General features: G+C 52.4%; 12 protein-coding genes, 2 tRNA genes, 3 rRNA genes and 1 riboswitch. Of the genes, 13 read left to right on the top strand and 4 right to left on the bottom strand.

The features are described 5' to 3' along the window. Positions 1-160: 160 nt before the first annotated feature. Both ppc and argE read right to left on the bottom strand, forming a co-directional pair. Positions 161-2812, bottom strand: a complete 2652-nt coding sequence (gene ppc, locus GHC22_RS22315; protein WP_003825139.1) for a phosphoenolpyruvate carboxylase — start codon at positions 2810-2812, stop codon at positions 161-163. Between the two features lie 269 nt (positions 2813-3081). Beyond that, positions 3082-4233, bottom strand: a complete 1152-nt coding sequence (gene argE, locus GHC22_RS22310; RefSeq protein ID WP_137378325.1) for an acetylornithine deacetylase — start codon at positions 4231-4233, stop codon at positions 3082-3084. A 155-nt stretch (positions 4234-4388) separates the two neighbouring features. Here argE and argC point away from each other — a divergent pair, with 155 nt between their 5' ends. The 4 genes from argC (at position 4389) to oxyR (ending at position 8907) form a co-directional block, all read left to right on the top strand. Next, positions 4389-5393, top strand: coding sequence for an N-acetyl-gamma-glutamyl-phosphate reductase (argC, locus tag GHC22_RS22305; RefSeq protein ID WP_032945645.1), 1005 nt, complete (start codon positions 4389-4391; stop codon positions 5391-5393). A 10-nt stretch (positions 5394-5403) separates the two neighbouring features. Continuing rightward, on the top strand, positions 5404-6177 hold the full coding sequence (gene argB, locus GHC22_RS22300) for an acetylglutamate kinase (protein ID WP_003028854.1): 774 nt from the start codon (positions 5404-5406) through the stop codon (positions 6175-6177). 108 nt (positions 6178-6285) lie between these two features. After that, positions 6286-7656 carry an argininosuccinate lyase gene (argH, locus tag GHC22_RS22295; RefSeq protein ID WP_153753911.1) on the top strand — a complete coding sequence of 457 codons (1371 nt, stop codon included), beginning with the start codon at positions 6286-6288 and terminating at the stop codon, positions 7654-7656. A gap of 333 nt (positions 7657-7989) precedes the next feature. Next, positions 7990-8907, top strand: coding sequence for a DNA-binding transcriptional regulator OxyR (oxyR, locus tag GHC22_RS22290; protein ID WP_008787060.1), 918 nt, complete (start codon positions 7990-7992; stop codon positions 8905-8907). Here the strand turns inward: oxyR and sthA are convergent. Next, a complete protein-coding gene (gene sthA, locus GHC22_RS22285) occupies positions 8890-10290 on the bottom strand; it encodes a Si-specific NAD(P)(+) transhydrogenase (protein WP_003028860.1) in 1401 nt (466 codons plus the stop codon). The genes oxyR and sthA overlap by 18 nt on opposite strands. Before the next feature lie 191 nt (positions 10291-10481). On the opposite strand from sthA, the gene fabR reads away from it, so the two are divergent. Beyond that, positions 10482-11117 (top strand): HTH-type transcriptional repressor FabR, encoded by a 636-nt coding sequence (gene fabR, locus GHC22_RS22280; RefSeq protein WP_003028862.1) that lies wholly within the window; start codon positions 10482-10484, stop codon positions 11115-11117. 15 nt (positions 11118-11132) lie between these two features. Then, the gene (locus GHC22_RS22275) at positions 11133-11492 is read left to right on the top strand and encodes a YijD family membrane protein (RefSeq protein ID WP_003825114.1); all 360 of its coding nucleotides are present in this window, start codon (positions 11133-11135) and stop codon (positions 11490-11492) included. Positions 11493-11574: 82 nt separating this feature from the next. On the opposite strand, the gene trmA is transcribed toward GHC22_RS22275, so the two are convergent. Continuing rightward, a complete protein-coding gene (trmA, locus tag GHC22_RS22270) occupies positions 11575-12675 on the bottom strand; it encodes a tRNA (uridine(54)-C5)-methyltransferase TrmA (RefSeq protein ID WP_032945647.1) in 1101 nt (366 codons plus the stop codon). A 115-nt stretch (positions 12676-12790) separates the two neighbouring features. Next, positions 12791-12978, top strand: a riboswitch (cobalamin riboswitch). Positions 12979-13042: 64 nt separating this feature from the next. Between trmA and btuB the strand changes: the two genes are divergently transcribed. From btuB to rrf, 7 genes are all read left to right on the top strand, one after another. Beyond that, positions 13043-14899, top strand: a complete 1857-nt coding sequence (gene btuB / locus GHC22_RS22265) for a TonB-dependent vitamin B12 receptor BtuB (RefSeq protein WP_153753910.1) — start codon at positions 13043-13045, stop codon at positions 14897-14899. Next, on the top strand, positions 14844-15695 hold the full coding sequence (murI, locus tag GHC22_RS22260; RefSeq protein WP_003847829.1) for a glutamate racemase: 852 nt from the start codon (positions 14844-14846) through the stop codon (positions 15693-15695). Before btuB ends, murI begins: the two co-directional genes overlap by 56 nt. Positions 15696-16075: 380 nt before the next feature. Beyond that, positions 16076-17617, top strand: a 16S ribosomal RNA gene (locus GHC22_RS22255). Between the two features lie 71 nt (positions 17618-17688). Further along, positions 17689-17765 (top strand) — tRNA-Ile (locus tag GHC22_RS22250). A 105-nt stretch (positions 17766-17870) separates the two neighbouring features. Further along, positions 17871-17946, top strand: a tRNA-Ala gene (locus GHC22_RS22245). A gap of 208 nt (positions 17947-18154) precedes the next feature. Beyond that, positions 18155-21062: ribosomal RNA gene (locus GHC22_RS22240) — 23S ribosomal RNA — on the top strand. Positions 21063-21159: 97 nt separating this feature from the next. Then, positions 21160-21275, top strand: a 5S ribosomal RNA gene (gene rrf, locus GHC22_RS22235). Together the 16S, 23S and 5S rRNA genes with 2 tRNA genes alongside form the textbook arrangement of a ribosomal RNA operon. Positions 21276-21300 lie beyond the last annotated feature (25 nt).

The following is a 21300-nucleotide window of genomic DNA, read 5'->3' as shown; positions in this document are numbered from 1 at the left end:
AAGAGGAACTGAAGCATCACGATCTTAGGATCGTGTTTTGTTGTTTATATATTCATGGAGTGAATATATTCAGGCGGGAATATATTGAAAAAGAAGCGGTTAGGACAGCAGTTTTTGCCGTCGCCTTCATACAATAGCACGAAGGCGACGAGAGGGGTCGTTAGCCAGTATTACGCATACCAGCGGCGACACCAGCGATTGTGACCATCAATGCTTGTTCCACGCGTGGGTCCGGTGCATTGCCTTGCTCTTCCGCCAGGCGTGAGCGGTGTAACAGCTCTGCCTGTAATACGTTCAGCGGGTCAGTATAAATATTTCTTAACTGAATGGACTCGGCAATCCACGGCAGGTCGGCCATCAAATGCGAGTCGTTGGCAATCGCCAGTACGACATCGATATCTGCTGCCAGGCGTTGGCGTAGCTCTGCACCCAGCGGCCACAGATCTTTTTTGACCAGGCGCTGATCGTAATACTCTGCCAGCCACAGGTCTGCTTTCGCGAAAACCATTTCCAGCATGCCAAGGCGTGTGGAGAAGAATGGCCAGTCGCGGCACATGGCTTCAAGTTCGCTTTGCTTGCCGTCTTCAACCACTTTTTGCAGCGCGGTACCTGCACCCAACCAGGCCGGGAGCATCAGGCGGTTCTGCGTCCAGGCGAAGATCCACGGAATGGCGCGCAGAGACTCTACCCCGCCGGTCGGACGGCGTTTTGCCGGACGTGAACCGAGCGGGAGTTTACCCAGTTCCTGCTCCGGTGTCGCTGAGCGGAAATAAGGGACGAAGTCTTTGTTTTCACGCACATATCCACGATAGAGCTCGCAGGAAATATCGGAAAGCTCATCCATGATATGACGCCAGCTATCTTTCGGTTCTGGCGGTGGTAACAGGTTGGCCTCCAGAATTGCTCCGGTATACAGCGACAGGCTGCTGATGGTCACTTCCGGCAGGCCGTACTTAAAGCGGATCATCTCCCCTTGTTCTGTCACGCGCAGACCGCCTTTCAGGCTGCCCGGCGGTTGAGAGAGTAGCGCCGCATGTGCAGGCGCGCCGCCGCGACCAATGGAACCACCGCGACCGTGGAAAAGCGTCAGTTCGATACCGGCTTTTTCGCAGGTTTTGATTAGCGCGTCCTGAGCCTGGTATTGCGCCCAGGAGGCCGCCATCACGCCCGCGTCTTTTGCGGAATCAGAATAGCCAATCATGACCATCTGTTTGCCCTGAATAAAGCCGCGGTACCAGTCGATATTTAAAAGTTGAGACATGACGTCATCGGCATTGTTGAGGTCGTCCAGCGTTTCAAATAGCGGAGCGACCGGCATAGCAAAACCAATTCCGGCTTCTTTCAGCAGCAGATGCACGGCCAGCACATCCGACGGAGTTTTCGCCATCGAGATAACATAGGCGGCAATGGAGCCATATGGGGCTTCGGCAATGACCCGACAGGTGTCGAGCACTTCACGGGTGTCGTTGCTCGGTTCCCAGTTACGCGGCAGGAGCGGACGCTTGGAATTCAGTTCGCGGATCAGGAAAGCCTGTTTATCCGCTTCCGACCAGTTTTCGTAGTCGCCAATACCCAGATAACGGGTCAGTTCGCCCAGGGCTTCAGTATGACGGGTGCTTTCCTGACGAATATCAATACGCACCAGCGGTACACCGAAACACTTCACGCGCCTAAGGGTGTCGAGCAATTCGCCATTGGCGATAATACCCATGCCACAGGCCTGCAGAGACTGGTAGCACGCGTAAAGCGGGTCCCAAAGCTGTTCGTTTTGGGTGAGAAGTCCCGCTGGTTTCGGCAATTTCTCGCCTTTCAGACGGGCTTCAAGCCAGGCCTGGGTTGCCATCAGACGAGAACGCAGGGTTTTCATCAGATAGCGATAAGGTTCAGCTGCACCTTCTTCGCCTACCAGCGCCATCAGCTCCGGCGTGGCATCCACCATCGACAGCTCAGAAATCAGAAACTGGATGTCTTTCAGGAACAGGTCTGTCGCTTTCCAGCGGCTGAGCAGCAGCACGTGACGGGTGATATCTGCCGTTACGTTCGGGTTACCATCACGGTCACCGCCCATCCAGGAAGTAAATCGAACCGGGACAAAATCAACCGGCAGCTTATAACCCAGATGCTCTTCCAGTTGTTCATTCAGCTCGCGCAGGTAGTTCGGTACACCTTCCCACAGGCTGTTTTCAACTACCGCGAAACCCCATTTGGCTTCATCAACCGGGCTTGGGCGCAGCTTGCGGATCTCATCCGTATGCCAGGACTGGGCAATGAGCTGACGCAGACGGCGCATCAGTTGGTTGCGTTCATAATCGACGAGGTCTTTGTTATCAAGCTGCTTGAGGCAGGCGTTCACTTCACCCATTTTATGGATCAGCGTACGACGAGTGATCTCGGTCGGGTGGGCGGTGAGTACCAACTCCAGAGAGAGTGATTCTACGGCTTTCTTGATGGTGGCGTCATTGAGGTTGGGCTGCTCTTTCAGTTTACGCAGAGTGCGAGCAATCACTTCCGGGTTGCTGGCTGCTTCGCCTTTTGGCGAAATGCTGTGGTATTGCTCGGCGGTGTTGGCCAGGTTCAGGAACTGGCTAAATGCGCGGGCAACCGGCAGCAGCTCGTCGTTAGACAGATTTTGCAGTGTGGTGAGCAATTCCTGGCGATTAACTTCATTGCCAGCGCGAGATGATTTGGACAGCTTACGAATTGTTTCTACGCGATCAAGAATGTTCTCTCCCAGCGCATCCTTGATGGTCTCTCCCAGCACTTTGCCGAGCATACTGACATTACTACGCAACGCGGAATATTGTTCGTTCATATTAACCCAGACACCCCATCTATTTTGAATATGTCCTGTATCTTTCGCGCCTGACTATCACGCGAAATCTTGCGGACTTAACTTTTTAGCCGTCTTTTATAAAGCCACGTAAAACACGTGACGTCAATTGCTGCGAAATCGGTTCAGCAAACGAATAAATGCCGTGAATTTACGTTATTTAATTCACATCCAATCAAATAAGCGTTGCTTATGGAAATGTTAAAAAATCATCCCGCTTACCACTAAAGGATTAGCGGGGTGACAAGCAGTTAATGCCAGCAGAAATGATGCACAACCTGGGTGATTAATTCGCGAGTTGGCTTAATAAAGCGTGTTTCCAGATATTCATCCGGCTGATGCGCCTGATTAATAGAACCTGGACCCAATACCAGCGTCGGGCAAAGCGTCTGGATAAATGGCGCTTCGGTGCAGTAGTTCACCACTTCAGTCTGTGCGCCCAGCAGTTTCTCAACCACCTCTACCAGTTGATGGTCAGGCGGACACTCATAGCCTGGAATCGGTGGATGCAGTTCCGATACGGTCAGGCGGCCCGGCCAGCGTTCGCTGACAGGGGCCAGCGCTTCGTTAAGTAACCCATTGAGATCGTTTAGCGTCATACCTGGTAGCGGGCGAATATCCATATGCAGTTCGCAGCAGGCGCAGATTCGGTTGGCGGCGTCGCCACCGTGGATGTGGCCCAAATTTAACGTTGGATACGGAACGGTAAAGGCATCATGGTGATAGCGCGCTTTCAGGTCATCGCGCAGATGCATGATATGGCCGATGGCATCATGCATCAGTTCAATCGCATTAACGCCACGTGCCGGATCGCTTGAATGACCCGATTGTCCCAGAATGCGTATCGCATTAGAGATATGACCTTTGTGTGCGCGAACCGGTTGCAGTGAAGTGGGTTCGCCAATAATCGCGCAGTCTGGGCGCAGAGCAGTGGTTTCAGAAAAGTAGCGAGCTCCCGCCATGCTGGTCTCTTCGTCAGCAGTGGCCAGAATGTAGAGGGGCTTTTTCAGCTTCGTGACGTCGACATCACGCAACGCGTCGAGGATAAAGGCGAAGAAGCCTTTCATGTCCGCCGTACCCAAACCATAGAGCTTATTGTCATGCTCGGTCAGGGTGAACGGATCGCGCGTCCAGCGTCCGTCGTCAAAGGGTACGGTATCGGTATGGCCCGCCAACAACAGACCACCAGAGCCCTGTCCAATGCTCGCCAGCATATTGAATTTATTCCGCGTATCGGGAACCGGCTGGACCTCCACATTGAAGCCTAAATCTTTAAACCAGCCCGCCAACAGAGTGATTAAACCTGCATTGCTTTGATCGAGCGCTTCTTCGGTAGCGCTAATCGATGGCGTGGCAATCAGAGCGCGGTAAATCTCGATAAATGGCGGTAAATTGTTTTTCATTGTTGACACACCTCGGGTCATGATAGTATCAATATTCATGCAGTATTTGTGAATAAAAATACATTAACGTTGAGCGTAATAAAACCCACCAAGTGTAAGGTGAGGTGATAAAGGCTTATACCTGGCAACAGAATCTAAGAAGGTGAGCAGCCCCGATGTTGAATACGCTGATTGTGGGCGCCAGTGGCTATGCCGGCGCAGAGCTTGTGACCTATGTAAATCGCCATCCTGATATGACCATAACCGCTTTGACCGTCTCAGCGCAAAGCAATGATGCAGGAAAATTAATCTCCGATTTGCATCCGCAGTTGAAAGGCATTGTCGATTTACCGTTGCAGCCAATGTCAGATATCAGCGAGTTTAGCGCAGGGGTGGATGTTGTGTTCCTCGCAACGGCTCATGAGGTAAGTCATGACCTGGCTCCGCAGTTTTTGCAGGCCGGTTGCGTGGTGTTTGACCTCTCTGGCGCGTTTCGCGTAAATGACGGCGCGTTCTATGAAAAATATTATGGTTTTACCCATCAGCATCCCGACCTGCTGGAGCAGGCAGTTTACGGGCTGGCGGAATGGAAAGAAGACCAACTGAAAGAAGCGAATCTGATTGCTGTGCCGGGTTGTTACCCGACGGCGGCGCAGCTTTCGCTGAAACCACTGATTGACGCCGGGCTGTTGGATCTCAGCCAGTGGCCGGTAATTAATGCGACCAGCGGCGTAAGCGGCGCGGGCCGTAAAGCGGCTATCTCTAATAGTTTTTGCGAAGTAAGCCTGCAACCGTATGGCGTGTTTACCCATCGTCATCAGCCGGAAATCGCTACTCATCTGGGGGCTGAAGTGATTTTCACCCCGCATCTGGGCAACTTCCCGCGCGGAATTCTGGAAACTATCACTTGCCGCCTTAAAGCGGGTGTAACTCATGCTCAGGTAGCGCAGACGCTGCAACAGGCGTATGGCGATAAACCGCTGGTGCGTCTGTATGACAAAGGGGTTCCAGCGTTGAAGAATGTGGTTGGATTACCATTCTGCGATATCGGGTTTGCTGTGCAGGGTGAGCATCTGATCGTTGTGGCGACGGAAGACAACTTATTGAAAGGCGCGGCGGCACAGGCGATGCAGTGCGCAAATATTCGTTTTGGCTTTGCCCAAACGCAGTCTCTTATTTAAGGGTGCAACAATGAATCCATTAATTATCAAGCTGGGCGGCGTTTTACTGGATAGTGAAGAGGCGCTGGAGCGCTTGTTTACCGCACTGGTGAATTATCGTGAGTCGCACCAGCGTCCGCTGGTCATTGTGCACGGTGGCGGCTGCGTGGTCGACGAGCTGATGAAGCAGCTGAATCTGCCGGTGAAAAAGAAAAATGGTCTGCGCGTCACGCCTGCCGATCAAATTGACATTATTACCGGTGCCCTGGCGGGAACGGCGAATAAAACCTTGCTGGCCTGGGCGAAAAAGCATCACATCGCGTCTGTGGGTCTGTATCTTGGCGATGGCGACAGCGTAAAAGTGACGCCGCTCGATAAAGAACTGGGTCATGTTGGACTGGCGCAGCCGGGTTCGCCTAAGCTGATTAACACGCTGCTGGAAAGCGGTTTTCTGCCGGTAGTGAGCTCTATTGGTGTCACTGATGATGGTCTGCTGATGAACGTGAATGCCGATCAGGCTGCAACGGCGCTGGCGGCAACGCTGGGTGCGGATCTGATCCTGCTCTCTGATGTGAGCGGTATTCTGGATGGCAAAGGCCAGCGCATTGCCGAAATGACCGCAGCGAAAGCGGAACAGCTGATTGAACAGGGCATTATTACCGATGGCATGATCGTGAAGGTGAATGCGGCGCTGGATGCCGCGCGTACGCTGGGCCGTCCGGTGGATATCGCCTCCTGGCGTCATGCAGAGCAGCTTCCGGCGCTGTTTAACGGCACGCCAATTGGTACGCGTATTCTGGCTTAACTATTAATGTGCCGGATGGTGGCTTCGCCTTATCCGGCCTACGTGGGTTTTGTAGGCCCGGTAAGCGCAGCGCCACCGGGCAAAAATATCATATTAAGGAAATTCGTTATGGCACTTTGGGGTGGGCGTTTTACACAGGCAGCAGATCAGCGGTTCAAACAGTTCAACGACTCGTTGCGTTTTGACTACCGCCTGGCAGAACAGGATATTGTTGGCTCTGTGGCCTGGTCCAAAGCGTTAGTAACGGTCGGTGTACTGACTGCCGATGAACAGCTGCAGTTGGAAGAGGCGCTGAATAACCTGCTGGAAGAGGTTCGCGCAAATCCTCAGCAGATTTTGCAAAGCGATGCCGAAGATATTCACAGTTGGGTGGAAGGTAAGCTGATTGATAAAGTCGGCCAGCTTGGTAAAAAACTGCATACCGGGCGTAGCCGTAATGACCAGGTCGCGACCGATCTCAAGCTGTGGTGCAAAGACACGGTTATCGAATTACTGTCGGCCAATCGTCAGTTGCAAACTGCGCTGGTGGTGACGGCGGAGAATAACCAGGACGCCGTCATGCCGGGTTACACCCACCTGCAACGTGCGCAGCCGGTGACGTTTGCTCACTGGTGTCTGGCCTATGTTGAAATGTTGGCGCGTGACGAGAGCCGTTTGCAGGATGCGCTCAAACGCCTGGACGTCAGTCCGTTAGGCTGCGGCGCGCTGGCGGGTACGGCGTATGAAATCGATCGCGAGCAGTTGGCGGGTTGGTTGGGCTTTGCCTCGGCAACGCGCAACAGCCTGGACAGCGTTTCTGACCGTGACCACGTGCTGGAGTTACTCTCCGACGCCTCTATCGGCATGGTACACCTGTCGCGTTTTGCTGAAGATCTGATTTTCTTTAACACCGGCGAAGCGGGCTTTGTTGAACTCTCCGACCGTGTGACTTCCGGTTCATCTCTGATGCCGCAGAAGAAAAACCCGGATGCGCTGGAGCTGATCCGTGGTAAATGCGGTCGCGTGCAGGGTGCGCTGACCGGCATGATGATGACTTTAAAAGGCCTTCCACTGGCATACAACAAAGATATGCAGGAAGACAAAGAAGGGCTGTTCGACGCGCTCGACACCTGGCTGGACTGTCTGCATATGGCCGCGCTGGTGCTGGATGGAATCCAGGTGAAACGTCCGCGTTGCCAGGAAGCGGCGCAGCAGGGTTATGCTAACGCCACTGAGCTGGCGGATTATCTGGTGGCGAAAGGCGTCCCGTTCCGCGAAGCGCACCATATTGTGGGGGAAACGGTGGTCGAGGCGATTCGTCAGGGCAAACCGCTGGAAGCGCTGTCGCTTGCCGAGTTACAAAAGTTCAGCCAGGTGATTGGCGATGACGTTTACCCGATCCTCTCGTTGCAATCGTGTCTGGATAAACGTGCAGCGAAAGGTGGCGTGTCGCCGCAGCAGGTTGCGCAGGCGATCGACTACGCGAAGGCACGCCTGTAGGTCGGATAAGGCGAAGCCGCCATCCGGCACTGTGCGCCGTTCTGCCTGATGGCGCTACGCTTATCAGGCCTACCAAACCATAACCCGGCCGAGCTTTGCGACGCCGGGCTTTTTTATGCAAAAAAAATGCGGACGCAAGGTCCGCAAAAGTTCACGTTGGCTTTAGTTATTTCGAGTATGAGAGAAACTCTCAAAACGGACAGTAGCTTCAAGGGTTAAAGGGGTACCGTTCCGTTTCTGTGGTGCATTATTAAACAGAAAGCTTGATAGGGATAATCGTTCGTTGCTATGCTACCTATCGCTACGAACTATCGTGGCGATGGAGGATGAATAATGAATATTCGTGATCTTGAATACCTGGTGGCACTAGCCGAACATCGTCACTTCCGACGAGCGGCAGACTCCTGTCACGTTAGCCAACCCACGCTGAGCGGGCAGATCCGCAAGCTGGAAGATGAGCTTGGCGTCATGTTGCTGGAGCGTACGAGTCGCAAGGTGCTGTTCACCCAGGCCGGTTTGCTGCTGGTGGATCAGGCGCGCACCGTGCTGCGCGAGGTCAAAGTGCTCAAGGAGATGGCAAGCCAACAAGGCGAGACAATGTCTGGCCCGCTGCATATTGGTTTGATCCCAACGGTGGGGCCATACCTGCTGCCGCATATTATTCCGATGTTGCACCAGACCTTCCCAAAACTGGAGATGTATCTCCATGAAGCGCAGACACATCAGCTGTTGGCGCAACTGGATAGCGGCAAGCTCGACTGCGTCATTCTGGCGCTGGTCAAAGAGAGTGAGGCGTTCATCGAAGTACCGTTATTTGATGAGCCTATGATGCTGGCGATCTATGAAGATCACCCATGGGCAAACCGTGACTGTGTACCGATGTCCGATCTGGCGGGTGAAAAACTGCTGATGCTGGAAGATGGCCACTGTCTGCGCGATCAGGCGATGGGTTTCTGCTTTGAAGCGGGTGCTGATGAAGATACCCATTTTCGGGCAACCAGTCTGGAAACGCTGCGTAACATGGTGGCGGCAGGCAGTGGTATTACCTTACTGCCTGCGCTGGCCGTTCCACCGGAGCGTAAGCGTGATGGTGTCGTTTATCTGCCATGCATTAAACCCGAACCGCGTCGTACGATTGGTCTGGTATACCGTCCTGGTTCGCCGCTGCGCAGCCGTTATGAACAGCTGGCAGAGGCCATCCGTGGATCAATGGATGGCCATTTCGATAGTGCGTTAAAACAGGCGGTTTAAGCCATTTAGCGCCGCTACCCGATAGGCTTCTGCCATGGTTGGGTAGTTAAAGGTGGTGTTAACGAAGTACTCGATAGTGTTACCACCACCTTTTTGCTCCATTATCGCTTGTCCGATGTGAATAATTTCGGCCGCGCGCTCCCCAAAGCAGTGGATCCCCAAAATCTCTTTGGTTTCGCGATGGAACAGGATCTTCAGCGTTCCGACACTCATACCCACGATTTGTGCACGTGCCAGATGCTTAAACTGGGCGCGGCCAACCTCGTATGGTACTTTCATTGCCGTGAGCTGCTGTTCTGTTTTACCAACGGAGCTGATTTCCGGAATGGTATAAATCCCGGTTGGGATATCTTCGATCAGATGCGCAGTGGCTTCGCCTTTTACCAGTGCCTGGGCGGCAATGCGTCCCTGGTCGTAGGCCGCCGAGGCCAGGCTCGGATAACCAATTACATCCCCTACGGCGTATACATGCGGCAGCGCCGTCTGGTACATACTATTCACTTTGAGCTGCCCGCGGCTGTCGGTTTTCAGACCAATGTTTTCCAGCGCCAGCGAATCGGTATTACCGGTACGGCCATTGGCGTACAGCAGGCAGTCGGCCTTCAGTTTCTTACCGGACTTCAGGTGCATGATGACGCCGTCATCGCAACCTTCAATCTTCTCATACTCTTCGTTGTGGCGAATGACCACACCGCTGTTCCAGAAGTGGTAAGAGAGCGAGTCGGACATCTCCTGATCGAGGAATGCCAGCAGACGATCGCGGGTGTTGATTAAATCAACTTTGACGTCCATTCCACGGAAGATCGACGCATATTCACAGCCAATGACCCCTGCGCCATAAATCAGCACATGACGGGGTTCGTGGTGCAGGCTCAGGATAGAGTCACTGTCGTAAACCCGGGGATGCGAAAAGTCGACATCAACAGGGCGATAAGGACGCGAACCGCAGGCAATAACAAACTTATCCGCAGTCAGCGTTTCCACCGTACCGTCGTGACATTCCAGGGCGATCGTGTGTTCATCAACAAAACGGGCATTTCCCTGCAAAATTTCGCAGTGGTTGCGCTCGTAAAATCCTTGCCGCATACGCGTTTGCTGATTAATAACGTTATCAGCGTGGTTGAGAATATCGGCGAAAGAAGAACGAAGGAGTCGGGAGTGGTCGCTGTACAGTGGGTTCTGATTGAATTCAATAATGCGGCTGACGGCGTGGCGGAGAGCTTTCGACGGGATGGTGCCCCAGTGGGTACAACCTCCGCCGACATTATGATAGCGCTCAATTACCGCGACGCGCGCTCCTTGCTTAACCAGACCCATTGCCGCGCCTTCGCCGCCGGGACCGGAACCTATTACTATTGCATCGTAATCGTAAGAATGTGACATGGTCAGGCTTACCTGTTCTTATACATAAAAGCAACAGAATAGTAACATCGTTGTTGAGATAACCCAATTATCGTTGTGCTTTTTTGCGAAGTCGAAGCACAAACTGCGCGTAAACAATCATTCACAAAGCCATGCCAACCGCCTAATCTCTGGTATAGTGCCAGCAAGGTATGTGGAAGGATTCAGACATCGTGATGGGCGTTAGAGCGCAACAAAAAGAGAAAACCCGGCGTTCGCTGGTAGAAGCCGCATTTAGTCAACTCAGCGCTGAGCGTAGTTTTGCCAGCCTCAGTTTACGCGAAGTCGCTCGTGAAGCGGGCATTGCGCCAACCTCGTTTTATCGCCATTTCCGCGATGTGGATGAACTCGGCCTGACGATGGTGGACGAGAGCGGTCTGATGCTGCGTCAGTTGATGCGCCAGGCGCGCCAGCGTATCGCGAAGGGCGGGAGTGTGATCCGCACCTCGGTCTCAACATTTATGGAGTTCATCGGCAACAATCCTAACGCCTTCCGTTTATTATTGCGCGAGCGTTCGGGGACATCCGCAGCGTTTCGTGCAGCGGTCGCTCGTGAAATTCAGCACTTCATCGCGGAACTTGCGGACTATCTGGAACTCGAAAACCATATGCCTCGTGCGTTTACTGAAGCACAAGCCGAAGCCATGGTAACCATTGTGTTCAGCGCCGGGGCAGAAGCACTGGATGTTGGCGCTGAGCAGCGCCGACAGCTGGAAGAGCGGCTGGTATTGCAACTACGCATGATCGCGAAAGGCGCATTTTATTGGTACCGCCGTGAACAAGAGAAGATGACGCACCACTCCGAGTAACGAGAAGGACAAGCAATGAAACAGTCAGGTCAAGATAAAGGTACGCTGCTGCTGGCGCTGGTTGCTGGCTTATCGATCAATGGTACATTTGCGGCGCTGTTTAGCTCCATTGTGCCATTCTCAGTATTCCCGATCATTTCGCTGGTGCTGACGGTGTATTGTCTGCATCAACGCTATCAGAACCGCACCATGCCTGTGGGATTGCCGGGCCTGGCTGCCGCCTGCTTTATCCTCGGCGTTCTGTTGTACAGCACCGTGGTACGCGCTGAATATCCGGATATCGGCTCTAACTTCTTCCCGGCGGTACTGTCTGTGATTCTGGTGTTCTGGATCGGCTTTAAAGTCCGTAACCGTAAACAGGAAATTGCGGAGTAACAGTTGTAGCGGTAGGCCGGATAAGGCAAAGCCGCTATCCGGCAATCTGAACAGGTAGTGCTTATCCAGCCTACGTTCTGTCTTACTTCTTGGTTAACAGTACGCCGCACTCCATATGGTGCGTATACGGGAACTGATCGAATAGCGCCAGACGTGAAACATTGTGCGTCTGGCTTAACGTTTCCAGGTTTTTACACAGCGTCTCCGGATTGCAGGAGATGTACAGAATGCGCGGATACGCCTGCACCATTTTCTCCGTTTCGCTGTCCAGACCGCTGCGTGGTGGGTCAACGAAGATAGTTTCACACTGGTAACTCTTTAGATCGATTCCCTGCAAACGGTTGAACTCGCGAACGCCGTTCATCGCCTGAGTAAACTCTTCGGCCGCCATGCGGATTATTTGTACGTTTTCAATCTGGTTAGCCGCAATGTTGTACTGTGCAGCAGCAACGGACGGCTTGGCGATTTCCGTCGCCAGTACGCGGTTGAAGTTTTGTGCCAGGGCTAACGAGAAATTGCCATTGCCGCAATACAGCTCCAGCAGGTCGCCTTTTGAGCCCCTGGTGACATCAATCGCCCACTCCAGCATCTGAATATTCATGGCGGCGTTCGGCTGGGTGAAGCTGTTCTCAACCTGGCGATAGATAATCTCTTTACCCGCAACCGGCAAGCGTTCGTCAATGTAGTCCTGATCCAGCTCGATTTTGGTTTTGGTTGCCCGGCCAATCAGATGCACATTCAGGTTTTTCGCCCGTAGCGCATCCCGCAGCGCTTCAGCTTCCTGACGCCATTCATCATCCAGCTTTTTATGGTACAGCATCGATACCACCGCCTGACCGCTCAGGGTTGTGAGGTAATCAATCTGAAACAGTTTGTGACGCAGGACGTGGTTGTTGCGAACGCCTTCGATCATTGCCGTCATTAGCGTGTTGATAAGCTCACTGGCTGCCGGGAAGCTGTCGACACGGATACGGTTTTTGGTCTGGCTGTCGAACATGATGTGGTACAGATCATCACCGTCATGCCACAAACGGAATTCCGCGCGCATACGGTAGTGGCTGACCGGTGAGCGAAACACTTCCGGAGCCTGTGCATAAAATGGCGTCATTAAGCTCTGCAGACGCACCACTTTTTCAGCTAACTGTGCGTCGTACTGTTCTGTCGGAAGGTGTTCGGGGGTCATGATGCGTCCTGAAAAATAAAAGTACGCGGGGATTGTAGGGATTGCTCATCAGATGTCCAGTCATTGATGATTTCCGATATTGTGATACGCAGTCTGGACAGTGGGTTGTAACAAACTGTAGCATCCGTTTTCCGGTCCTGTGAGTTAAAAGGGAATCCAGTGTGAATCTGGAGCTGACGCGCAGCGGTAAGGAAGGTAGGGGATGAGCGCACCTGGTGCAGACACTGCGGCATGCCGTGGGAAGTCATCGTCTCTTTAAGTTGCCTCCAAGCCCGAAGACCTGCCGGCTAACGTCGCATCTGGCTTTCATCATCGCGTACTATCGGTGGGACCTGCGGCATCCTTCTTATATTGTGGATGCTTTACAATGATTAAAAAATCGTTGCTGTGCACGGCACTTTCCGTCACGGCATTTTCTGGTTGGGCACAGGATACTAGCCCAGATACTCTCGTTGTTACTGCCAACCGTTTTCAGCAGCCTGTTAATACTGTCCTTGCCCCCACTGATGTGGTGACGCGTGAAGATATTCAGCGCTGGCAGTCAAAAGATCTCAATGATGTCATGCGCCGATTGCCGGGCGTAGATATTTCGCAAAGCGGCGGTATGGGGAAAAGCTCCTCGCTGTATGTTCGCGGTACTGAGTCCCGGCATGTCCTGGTATTGATTGATGGCGTGCCGATGGCGCGTGCAGGCATCGGTAATGCGATTGATATTGGTCAGATTCCGGTATCGTTGGTGCAACGTGTTGAATATATTCGCGGGCCGCGTTCAGCTGTGTACGGATCTGGTGCGATCGGTGGTGTGATGAACATCATTACGATGAGTAATGAAGAGAAATCACAGATCAACGCAGGTATGGGGACTGATGGTTATCAGACCTACGACGGCACGATAAATAAACGATTTGGTGACACGATGGTGACGGCGGCTGGCGCTTACCAGACGACCAAAGGTTTTAACATTCAACCTGATTCCCCTTACAGCGGTGACAGCGATCGCGATAGTTATCGCAACAAACTGTTCTGGGGCGGCTTGCAGCACAAGTTTAACGATAACTTCTCCGGTTTCTTCCGTGGTTACGGCTACACGGCGAATAGCGATTACGATCAGGGCTCTTATGGCTATGCTGGCGGTAATGACGAAGCTCAGAATTACACTCAGTCCTGGGATTCCGGCCTTCGTTACAGCTCAGGTATCTATTCCGCCCAACTGATTGCTAACTACCAGCATCTCAAAGATTACAACTATAGCAATCAACTCGGTCGTTATGCGGGGGATGCTACGCTGGATAATATGGAACAGCGCTATATTCAGTGGGGAAATAACGTTGAGGTTGGGCATGGAGCGATTAGCGGTGGTGTCGACTGGAAACAAGAAAAGCTGACTTCCAGTAGTACCACGAAATCGGACGCTTATAAACGTGATACGACCGGACTTTATCTAACTGGGCAACAACAAATTGATAGCGTCACGCTGGAAGCCTCAGGCCGTGAAGATCATGATGAACAATTCGGCTGGCATGGCACCTGGCAGACTGCTGCAGGCTGGGAGTTTGTTGATGGCTACCGTGCAACGCTCTCTTATGGCACAGGTTTCCTGGCTCCTTCACTTGGTCAGCAATACGGGGCTACGCGTTTTGCCTCTTCCTATGGGCCGGGTATTGCAGCCAACCCGAATTTGAAACCGGAAGAATCTAAACAGTGGGAAGCAGGGATTGATGGATTGACAGGGCCGCTTGATTGGCGTCTTTCTGCATATCATTATGAAATTCAAAACCTGATCGATTACAAGAATAACCAGTACGTCAACGTTAAGTCAGCCACGATTAAAGGGCTGGAATGGACTGGGAATGTTACGACTGGCCCGGTAGATCATCACCTGACGCTACAGTATGTTGACCCGCGGGATGATGATACGAATAAGGTTCTCTATCGCCGAGCAAAACAGCAGGTTAAGTATGAGTTAACTGGGCAGGTTCAGGACTTGGGGTGGAACGTTGCTTATCAATATATAGGTGAACGTTACGATAATGATTACGACAATAATCGTGATGTTAAATTGGGCGGCGTCAGCTTGTGGGATATCGGAGTGTCATATCTAATCACCTCACAGCTGACAGTTCGTGGTAAAATCGCCAACCTGTTCGATAAAGATTACGAGACAGTTTATGGCTACGCAACTGCAGGACGGGAATACACCTTGTCTGGCAGCTACACCTTCTGATCCCCGTCCCACCGTGCTGGTGTTTGATTCCGGCGTCGGTGGGTTGTCGGTCTATGACGAGATCCGGCGTCTTCTGCCGGATCTCCACTATATCTACGCTTTTGACAACGTCGCCTTTCCTTATGGAGAGAAGAGCGAGGAGTTTATCGTCGAGCGTGTTGTTGAGATTGTGACTGCGGTCCAGCAGCGCTATCCCCTTTCTCTTGCGGTCATCGCGTGTAATACAGCAAGCACGGTGTCGCTCCCTGCGTTACGTGAGAAATTTGCTTTCCCGGTTGTGGGCGTGGTGCCTGCGATTAAACCGGCAGCGCGACTCACGGCTAACGGTGTTGTGGGGCTACTGGCTACACGTGCAACGGTGAAGCGCTCGTATACCCATGAGCTGATTGCGCGATTCGCTAACGAATGCCAAATTGCAATGTTGGGTTCTGCTGAGCTGGTGGAACTGGCGGAAGCGAAGCTGCACGGTGAAACAGTTTCTCTGGAAGAGCTGCGGCGTATTCTGCGTCCGTGGCTGCGGATGTCTGAACCACCTGACACAGTAGTGCTCGGTTGCACTCATTTCCCTCTATTACAGGAAGAACTTTTACAGGTCCTTCCCGAGGGGACGAGACTGGTGGATTCTGGTGCCGCGATAGCGCGCCGCACGGCCTGGTTGTTAGAGCATGAAGCACCAGATGCGAAATCAACCGATGAGAACGTTGCATTTTGTATGGCAATGACGACAGAAGCTGAACAATTATTGCCTGTGCTACAGCGCTATGGCTTTAAAACGCTCGAAAAACTGTCGGTTTAAGTGGTTTTGATGAAAAAACACGCACTCGGAAGATTATTTTAAATTTCCCCTTGTCAGCCTGAAATAACTCCCTATAATGCGCCTCCACTGACACGGAACAACGGATTACAAGCCGCCGGGTCAGCGGGGTTCTCCTGAGAATCTCGTAGAGAAAAGCAAAAATAAATGCTTGACTCTGAATGAGGAAAACGTAATATACGGGACCTCGCGACAGAGCGCTAAAGCGCGTCGCAACTGCTCTTTAACAATTTATCAGACAATCTGTGTGGGCACTCGAAGATACGGATTCTTAACGTCGCAAGACGAAAAATGAATACCAAGTCTCAACGAGTGAACACGTAATTCATTACGAAGTTTAATTCATTGAGCATCAAACTTTTAAATTGAAGAGTTTGATCATGGCTCAGATTGAACGCTGGCGGCAGGCCTAACACATGCAAGTCGAACGGTAGCACAGAGGAGCTTGCTCCTTGGGTGACGAGTGGCGGACGGGTGAGTAATGTCTGGGAAACTGCCCGATGGAGGGGGATAACTACTGGAAACGGTAGCTAATACCGCATAACGTCGCAAGACCAAAGAGGGGGACCTTCGGGCCTCTTGCCATCGGATGTGCCCAGATGGGATTAGCTAGTAGGTGGGGTAACGGCTCACCTAGGCGACGATCCCTAGCTGGTCTGAGAGGATGACCAGCCACACTGGAACTGAGACACGGTCCAGACTCCTACGGGAGGCAGCAGTGGGGAATATTGCACAATGGGCGCAAGCCTGATGCAGCCATGCCGCGTGTATGAAGAAGGCCTTCGGGTTGTAAAGTACTTTCAGCGAGGAGGAAGGTGTTGTGGTTAATAACCGCAGCAATTGACGTTACTCGCAGAAGAAGCACCGGCTAACTCCGTGCCAGCAGCCGCGGTAATACGGAGGGTGCAAGCGTTAATCGGAATTACTGGGCGTAAAGCGCACGCAGGCGGTCTGTCAAGTCGGATGTGAAATCCCCGGGCTCAACCTGGGAACTGCATCCGAAACTGGCAGGCTAGAGTCTTGTAGAGGGGGGTAGAATTCCAGGTGTAGCGGTGAAATGCGTAGAGATCTGGAGGAATACCGGTGGCGAAGGCGGCCCCCTGGACAAAGACTGACGCTCAGGTGCGAAAGCGTGGGGAGCAAACAGGATTAGATACCCTGGTAGTCCACGCCGTAAACGATGTCGACTTGGAGGTTGTGCCCTTGAGGCGTGGCTTCCGGAGCTAACGCGTTAAGTCGACCGCCTGGGGAGTACGGCCGCAAGGTTAAAACTCAAATGAATTGACGGGGGCCCGCACAAGCGGTGGAGCATGTGGTTTAATTCGATGCAACGCGAAGAACCTTACCTACTCTTGACATCCAGAGAACTTAGCAGAGATGCTTTGGTGCCTTCGGGAACTCTGAGACAGGTGCTGCATGGCTGTCGTCAGCTCGTGTTGTGAAATGTTGGGTTAAGTCCCGCAACGAGCGCAACCCTTATCCTTTGTTGCCAGCGGTTCGGCCGGGAACTCAAAGGAGACTGCCAGTGATAAACTGGAGGAAGGTGGGGATGACGTCAAGTCATCATGGCCCTTACGAGTAGGGCTACACACGTGCTACAATGGCATATACAAAGAGAAGCGACCTCGCGAGAGCAAGCGGACCTCATAAAGTATGTCGTAGTCCGGATTGGAGTCTGCAACTCGACTCCATGAAGTCGGAATCGCTAGTAATCGTGGATCAGAATGCCACGGTGAATACGTTCCCGGGCCTTGTACACACCGCCCGTCACACCATGGGAGTGGGTTGCAAAAGAAGTAGGTAGCTTAACCTTCGGGAGGGCGCTTACCACTTTGTGATTCATGACTGGGGTGAAGTCGTAACAAGGTAACCGTAGGGGAACCTGCGGTTGGATCACCTCCTTACCTTAAAGAACCGACCTTTGTAGTGCTCACACAGATTGTCTGATGAAAATTAGCAGTAAGAAAATCTCTGCAGGCTTGTAGCTCAGGTGGTTAGAGCGCACCCCTGATAAGGGTGAGGTCGGTGGTTCAAGTCCACTCAGGCCTACCAAATTCTTTCTGATACCGCGTTGTGAAACGACTCGCATACTTCTGTATGCTTCACCGTTCCACGCCTTGTCTCAGCAAGAATTAAGGTGAATGAGATAACTACGATGGGGCTATAGCTCAGCTGGGAGAGCGCCTGCCTTGCACGCAGGAGGTCTGCGGTTCGATCCCGCATAGCTCCACCATCCTTACTGCAAAAACACAAGAAAACTTCAGAGTGTACCTGAAAAGGTTCACTGCGAAGTTTTGCTCTTTAAAAATCTGGATCAAGCTGAAAATTGAAACGACACACTGTTTCATTTCTCCGTAATAAGAAATGAAAAGCGGTGTGTTCGAGTCTCTCAAATTTTTGCAAGTCGATGATGAATCGAAAGAAACATCTTCGGGTTGTGAGGTTAAGCGACTAAGCGTACACGGTGGATGCCCTGGCAGTCAGAGGCGATGAAGGACGTGCTAATCTGCGATAAGCGTCGGTAAGGTGATATGAACCGTTATAACCGGCGATTTCCGAATGGGGAAACCCAGTGTGATTCGTCACACTATCATTACGTGAATACATAGCGTAATGAAGCGAACCGGGGGAACTGAAACATCTAAGTACCCCGAGGAAAAGAAATCAACCGAGATTCCCCCAGTAGCGGCGAGCGAACGGGGAGCAGCCCAGAGTCTGAATCAGCATGTGTGTTAGTGGAAGCGTCTGGAAAGTCGCACGATACAGGGTGAAAGTCCCGTACACAAAAGTGCATGTGTTGTGAACTCGAAGAGTAGGGCGGGACACGTGGTATCCTGTCTGAATATGGGGGGACCATCCTCCAAGGCTAAATACTCCTGACTGACCGATAGTGAACCAGTACCGTGAGGGAAAGGCGAAAAGAACCCCGGCGAGGGGAGTGAAAAAGAACCTGAAACCGTGTACGTACAAGCAGTGGGAGCACCCTTTGGGGTGTGACTGCGTACCTTTTGTATAATGGGTCAGCGACTTATATTCTGTAGCAAGGTTAACCGAATAGGGGAGCCGAAGGGAAACCGAGTCTTAACTGGGCGTTAAGTTGCAGGGTATAGACCCGAAACCCGGTGATCTAGCCATGGGCAGGTTGAAGGTTGGGTAACACTAACTGGAGGACCGAACCGACTAATGTTGAAAAATTAGCGGATGACTTGTGGCTGGGGGTGAAAGGCCAATCAAACCGGGAGATAGCTGGTTCTCCCCGAAAGCTATTTAGGTAGCGCCTCGTGAACTCATCTTCGGGGGTAGAGCACTGTTTCGGCTAGGGGGTCATCCCGACTTACCAACCCGATGCAAACTGCGAATACCGAAGAATGTTATCACGGGAGACACACGGCGGGTGCTAACGTCCGTCGTGAAGAGGGAAACAACCCAGACCGCCAGCTAAGGTCCCAAAGTCATGGTTAAGTGGGAAACGATGTGGGAAGGCACAGACAGCCAGGATGTTGGCTTAGAAGCAGCCATCATTTAAAGAAAGCGTAATAGCTCACTGGTCGAGTCGGCCTGCGCGGAAGATGTAACGGGGCTAAACCATGCACCGAAGCTGCGGCAGCGACACTATGTGTTGTTGGGTAGGGGAGCGTTCTGTAAGCCGTTGAAGGTGTATCGTGAGGTATGCTGGAGGTATCAGAAGTGCGAATGCTGACATAAGTAACGATAATGCGGGTGAAAAACCCGCACGCCGGAAGACCAAGGGTTCCTGTCCAACGTTAATCGGGGCAGGGTGAGTCGACCCCTAAGGCGAGGCCGAAAGGCGTAGTCGATGGGAAACAGGTTAATATTCCTGTACTTGGTGTTACTGCGAAGGGGGGACGGAGAAGGCTATGTTAGCCGGGCGACGGTTGTCCCGGTTTAAGCATGTAGGCGGAGGTTCCAGGTAAATCCGGTACCTTATTAACGCTGAGGTGTGATGACGAGGCACTACGGTGCTGAAGTAACAAATGCCCTGCTTCCAGGAAAAGCCTCTAAGCATCAGGTAACACGAAATCGTACCCCAAACCGACACAGGTGGTCAGGTAGAGAATACCAAGGCGCTTGAGAGAACTCGGGTGAAGGAACTAGGCAAAATGGTGCCGTAACTTCGGGAGAAGGCACGCTGATATGTAGGTGAAGTGGTTTACCCATGGAGCTGAAATCAGTCGAAGATACCAGCTGGCTGCAACTGTTTATTAAAAACACAGCACTGTGCAAACACGAAAGTGGACGTATACGGTGTGACGCCTGCCCGGTGCCGGAAGGTTAATTGATGGGGTTATCCGTAAGGAGAAGCTCTTGATCGAAGCCCCGGTAAACGGCGGCCGTAACTATAACGGTCCTAAGGTAGCGAAATTCCTTGTCGGGTAAGTTCCGACCTGCACGAATGGCGTAATGATGGCCAGGCTGTCTCCACCCGAGACTCAGTGAAATTGAACTCGCTGTGAAGATGCAGTGTACCCGCGGCAAGACGGAAAGACCCCGTGAACCTTTACTATAGCTTGACACTGAACACTGGTCCTTGATGTGTAGGATAGGTGGGAGGCTTTGAAGTGTGGACGCCAGTCTGCATGGAGCCATCCTTGAAATACCACCCTTTAATGGCTGGTGTTCTAACGTAGACCCGTAATCCGGGTTGCGGACAGTGTCTGGTGGGTAGTTTGACTGGGGCGGTCTCCTCCTAAAGAGTAACGGAGGAGCACGAAGGTTAGCTAATCCTGGTCGGACATCAGGAGGTTAGTGCAAAGGCATAAGCTAGCTTGACTGCGAGAGTGACGGCTCGAGCAGGTGCGAAAGCAGGTCTTAGTGATCCGGTGGTTCTGAATGGAAGGGCCATCGCTCAACGGATAAAAGGTACTCCGGGGATAACAGGCTGATACCGCCCAAGAGTTCATATCGACGGCGGTGTTTGGCACCTCGATGTCGGCTCATCACATCCTGGGGCTGAAGTAGGTCCCAAGGGTATGGCTGTTCGCCATTTAAAGTGGTACGCGAGCTGGGTTTAGAACGTCGTGAGACAGTTCGGTCCCTATCTGCCGTGGGCGCTGGAGAATTGAGGGGGGCTGCTCCTAGTACGAGAGGACCGGAGTGGACGCATCACTGGTGTTCGGGTTGTCATGCCAATGGCATTGCCCGGTAGCTAAATGCGGAAGAGATAAGTGCTGAAAGCATCTAAGCACGAAACTTGCCCCGAGATGAGTTCTCCCTGACTCCCTGAGAGTCCTGAAGGAACGTTGAAGACGACGACGTTGATAGGTCGGGTGTGTAAGTGTAGCGATACATTGAGCTAACCGATACTAATGAACCGTGAGGCTTAACCTTACAACGCCGAAGATGTTTTGGCGAAGAGACAGACACAAGATTCAGCTTGATTACAGATTAGATTGACATGCAAAAGCGTGTTGATAAACAGAATTTGCCTGGCGGCTGTAGCGCGGTGGTCCCACCTGACCCCATGCCGAACTCAGAAGTGAAACGCCGTAGCGCCGATGGTAGTGTGGGGTCTCCCCATGCGAGAGTAGGGAACTGCCAGGCATCAAATAAAAGCGAAAGGCTCAGT

The sequence above is a fragment of the Citrobacter sp. H12-3-2 genome (assembly GCF_009649895.1).
GTDB classification, from domain to species: Bacteria; Pseudomonadota; Gammaproteobacteria; order Enterobacterales; family Enterobacteriaceae; genus Citrobacter; species Citrobacter portucalensis.
This window is presented reverse-complemented; position numbering and strand designations above follow the sequence as displayed.

Excerpts from the sequence above, each read along its gene's own strand:
- ppc (WP_003825139.1), bottom strand. The coding sequence starts at position 2,812 with ATGAACGAACAATATTCCGCGTTGCGTAGTAATGTCAGTATGCTCGGC.
- argE (WP_137378325.1), bottom strand. The coding sequence starts at position 4,233 with ATGAAAAACAATTTACCGCCATTTATCGAGATTTACCGCGCTCTGATT.
- argC (WP_032945645.1), top strand. The coding sequence starts at position 4,389 with ATGTTGAATACGCTGATTGTGGGCGCCAGTGGCTATGCCGGCGCAGAG.
- argB (WP_003028854.1), top strand. The coding sequence starts at position 5,404 with ATGAATCCATTAATTATCAAGCTGGGCGGCGTTTTACTGGATAGTGAA.
- argH (WP_153753911.1), top strand. The coding sequence starts at position 6,286 with ATGGCACTTTGGGGTGGGCGTTTTACACAGGCAGCAGATCAGCGGTTC.
- oxyR (WP_008787060.1), top strand. The coding sequence starts at position 7,990 with ATGAATATTCGTGATCTTGAATACCTGGTGGCACTAGCCGAACATCGT.
- sthA (WP_003028860.1), bottom strand. The coding sequence starts at position 10,290 with ATGTCACATTCTTACGATTACGATGCAATAGTAATAGGTTCCGGTCCC.
- GHC22_RS22275 (WP_003825114.1), top strand. The coding sequence starts at position 11,133 with ATGAAACAGTCAGGTCAAGATAAAGGTACGCTGCTGCTGGCGCTGGTT.
- trmA (WP_032945647.1), bottom strand. The coding sequence starts at position 12,675 with ATGACCCCCGAACACCTTCCGACAGAACAGTACGACGCACAGTTAGCT.
- btuB (WP_153753910.1), top strand. The coding sequence starts at position 13,043 with ATGATTAAAAAATCGTTGCTGTGCACGGCACTTTCCGTCACGGCATTT.
- murI (WP_003847829.1), top strand. The coding sequence starts at position 14,844 with ATGGCTACGCAACTGCAGGACGGGAATACACCTTGTCTGGCAGCTACA.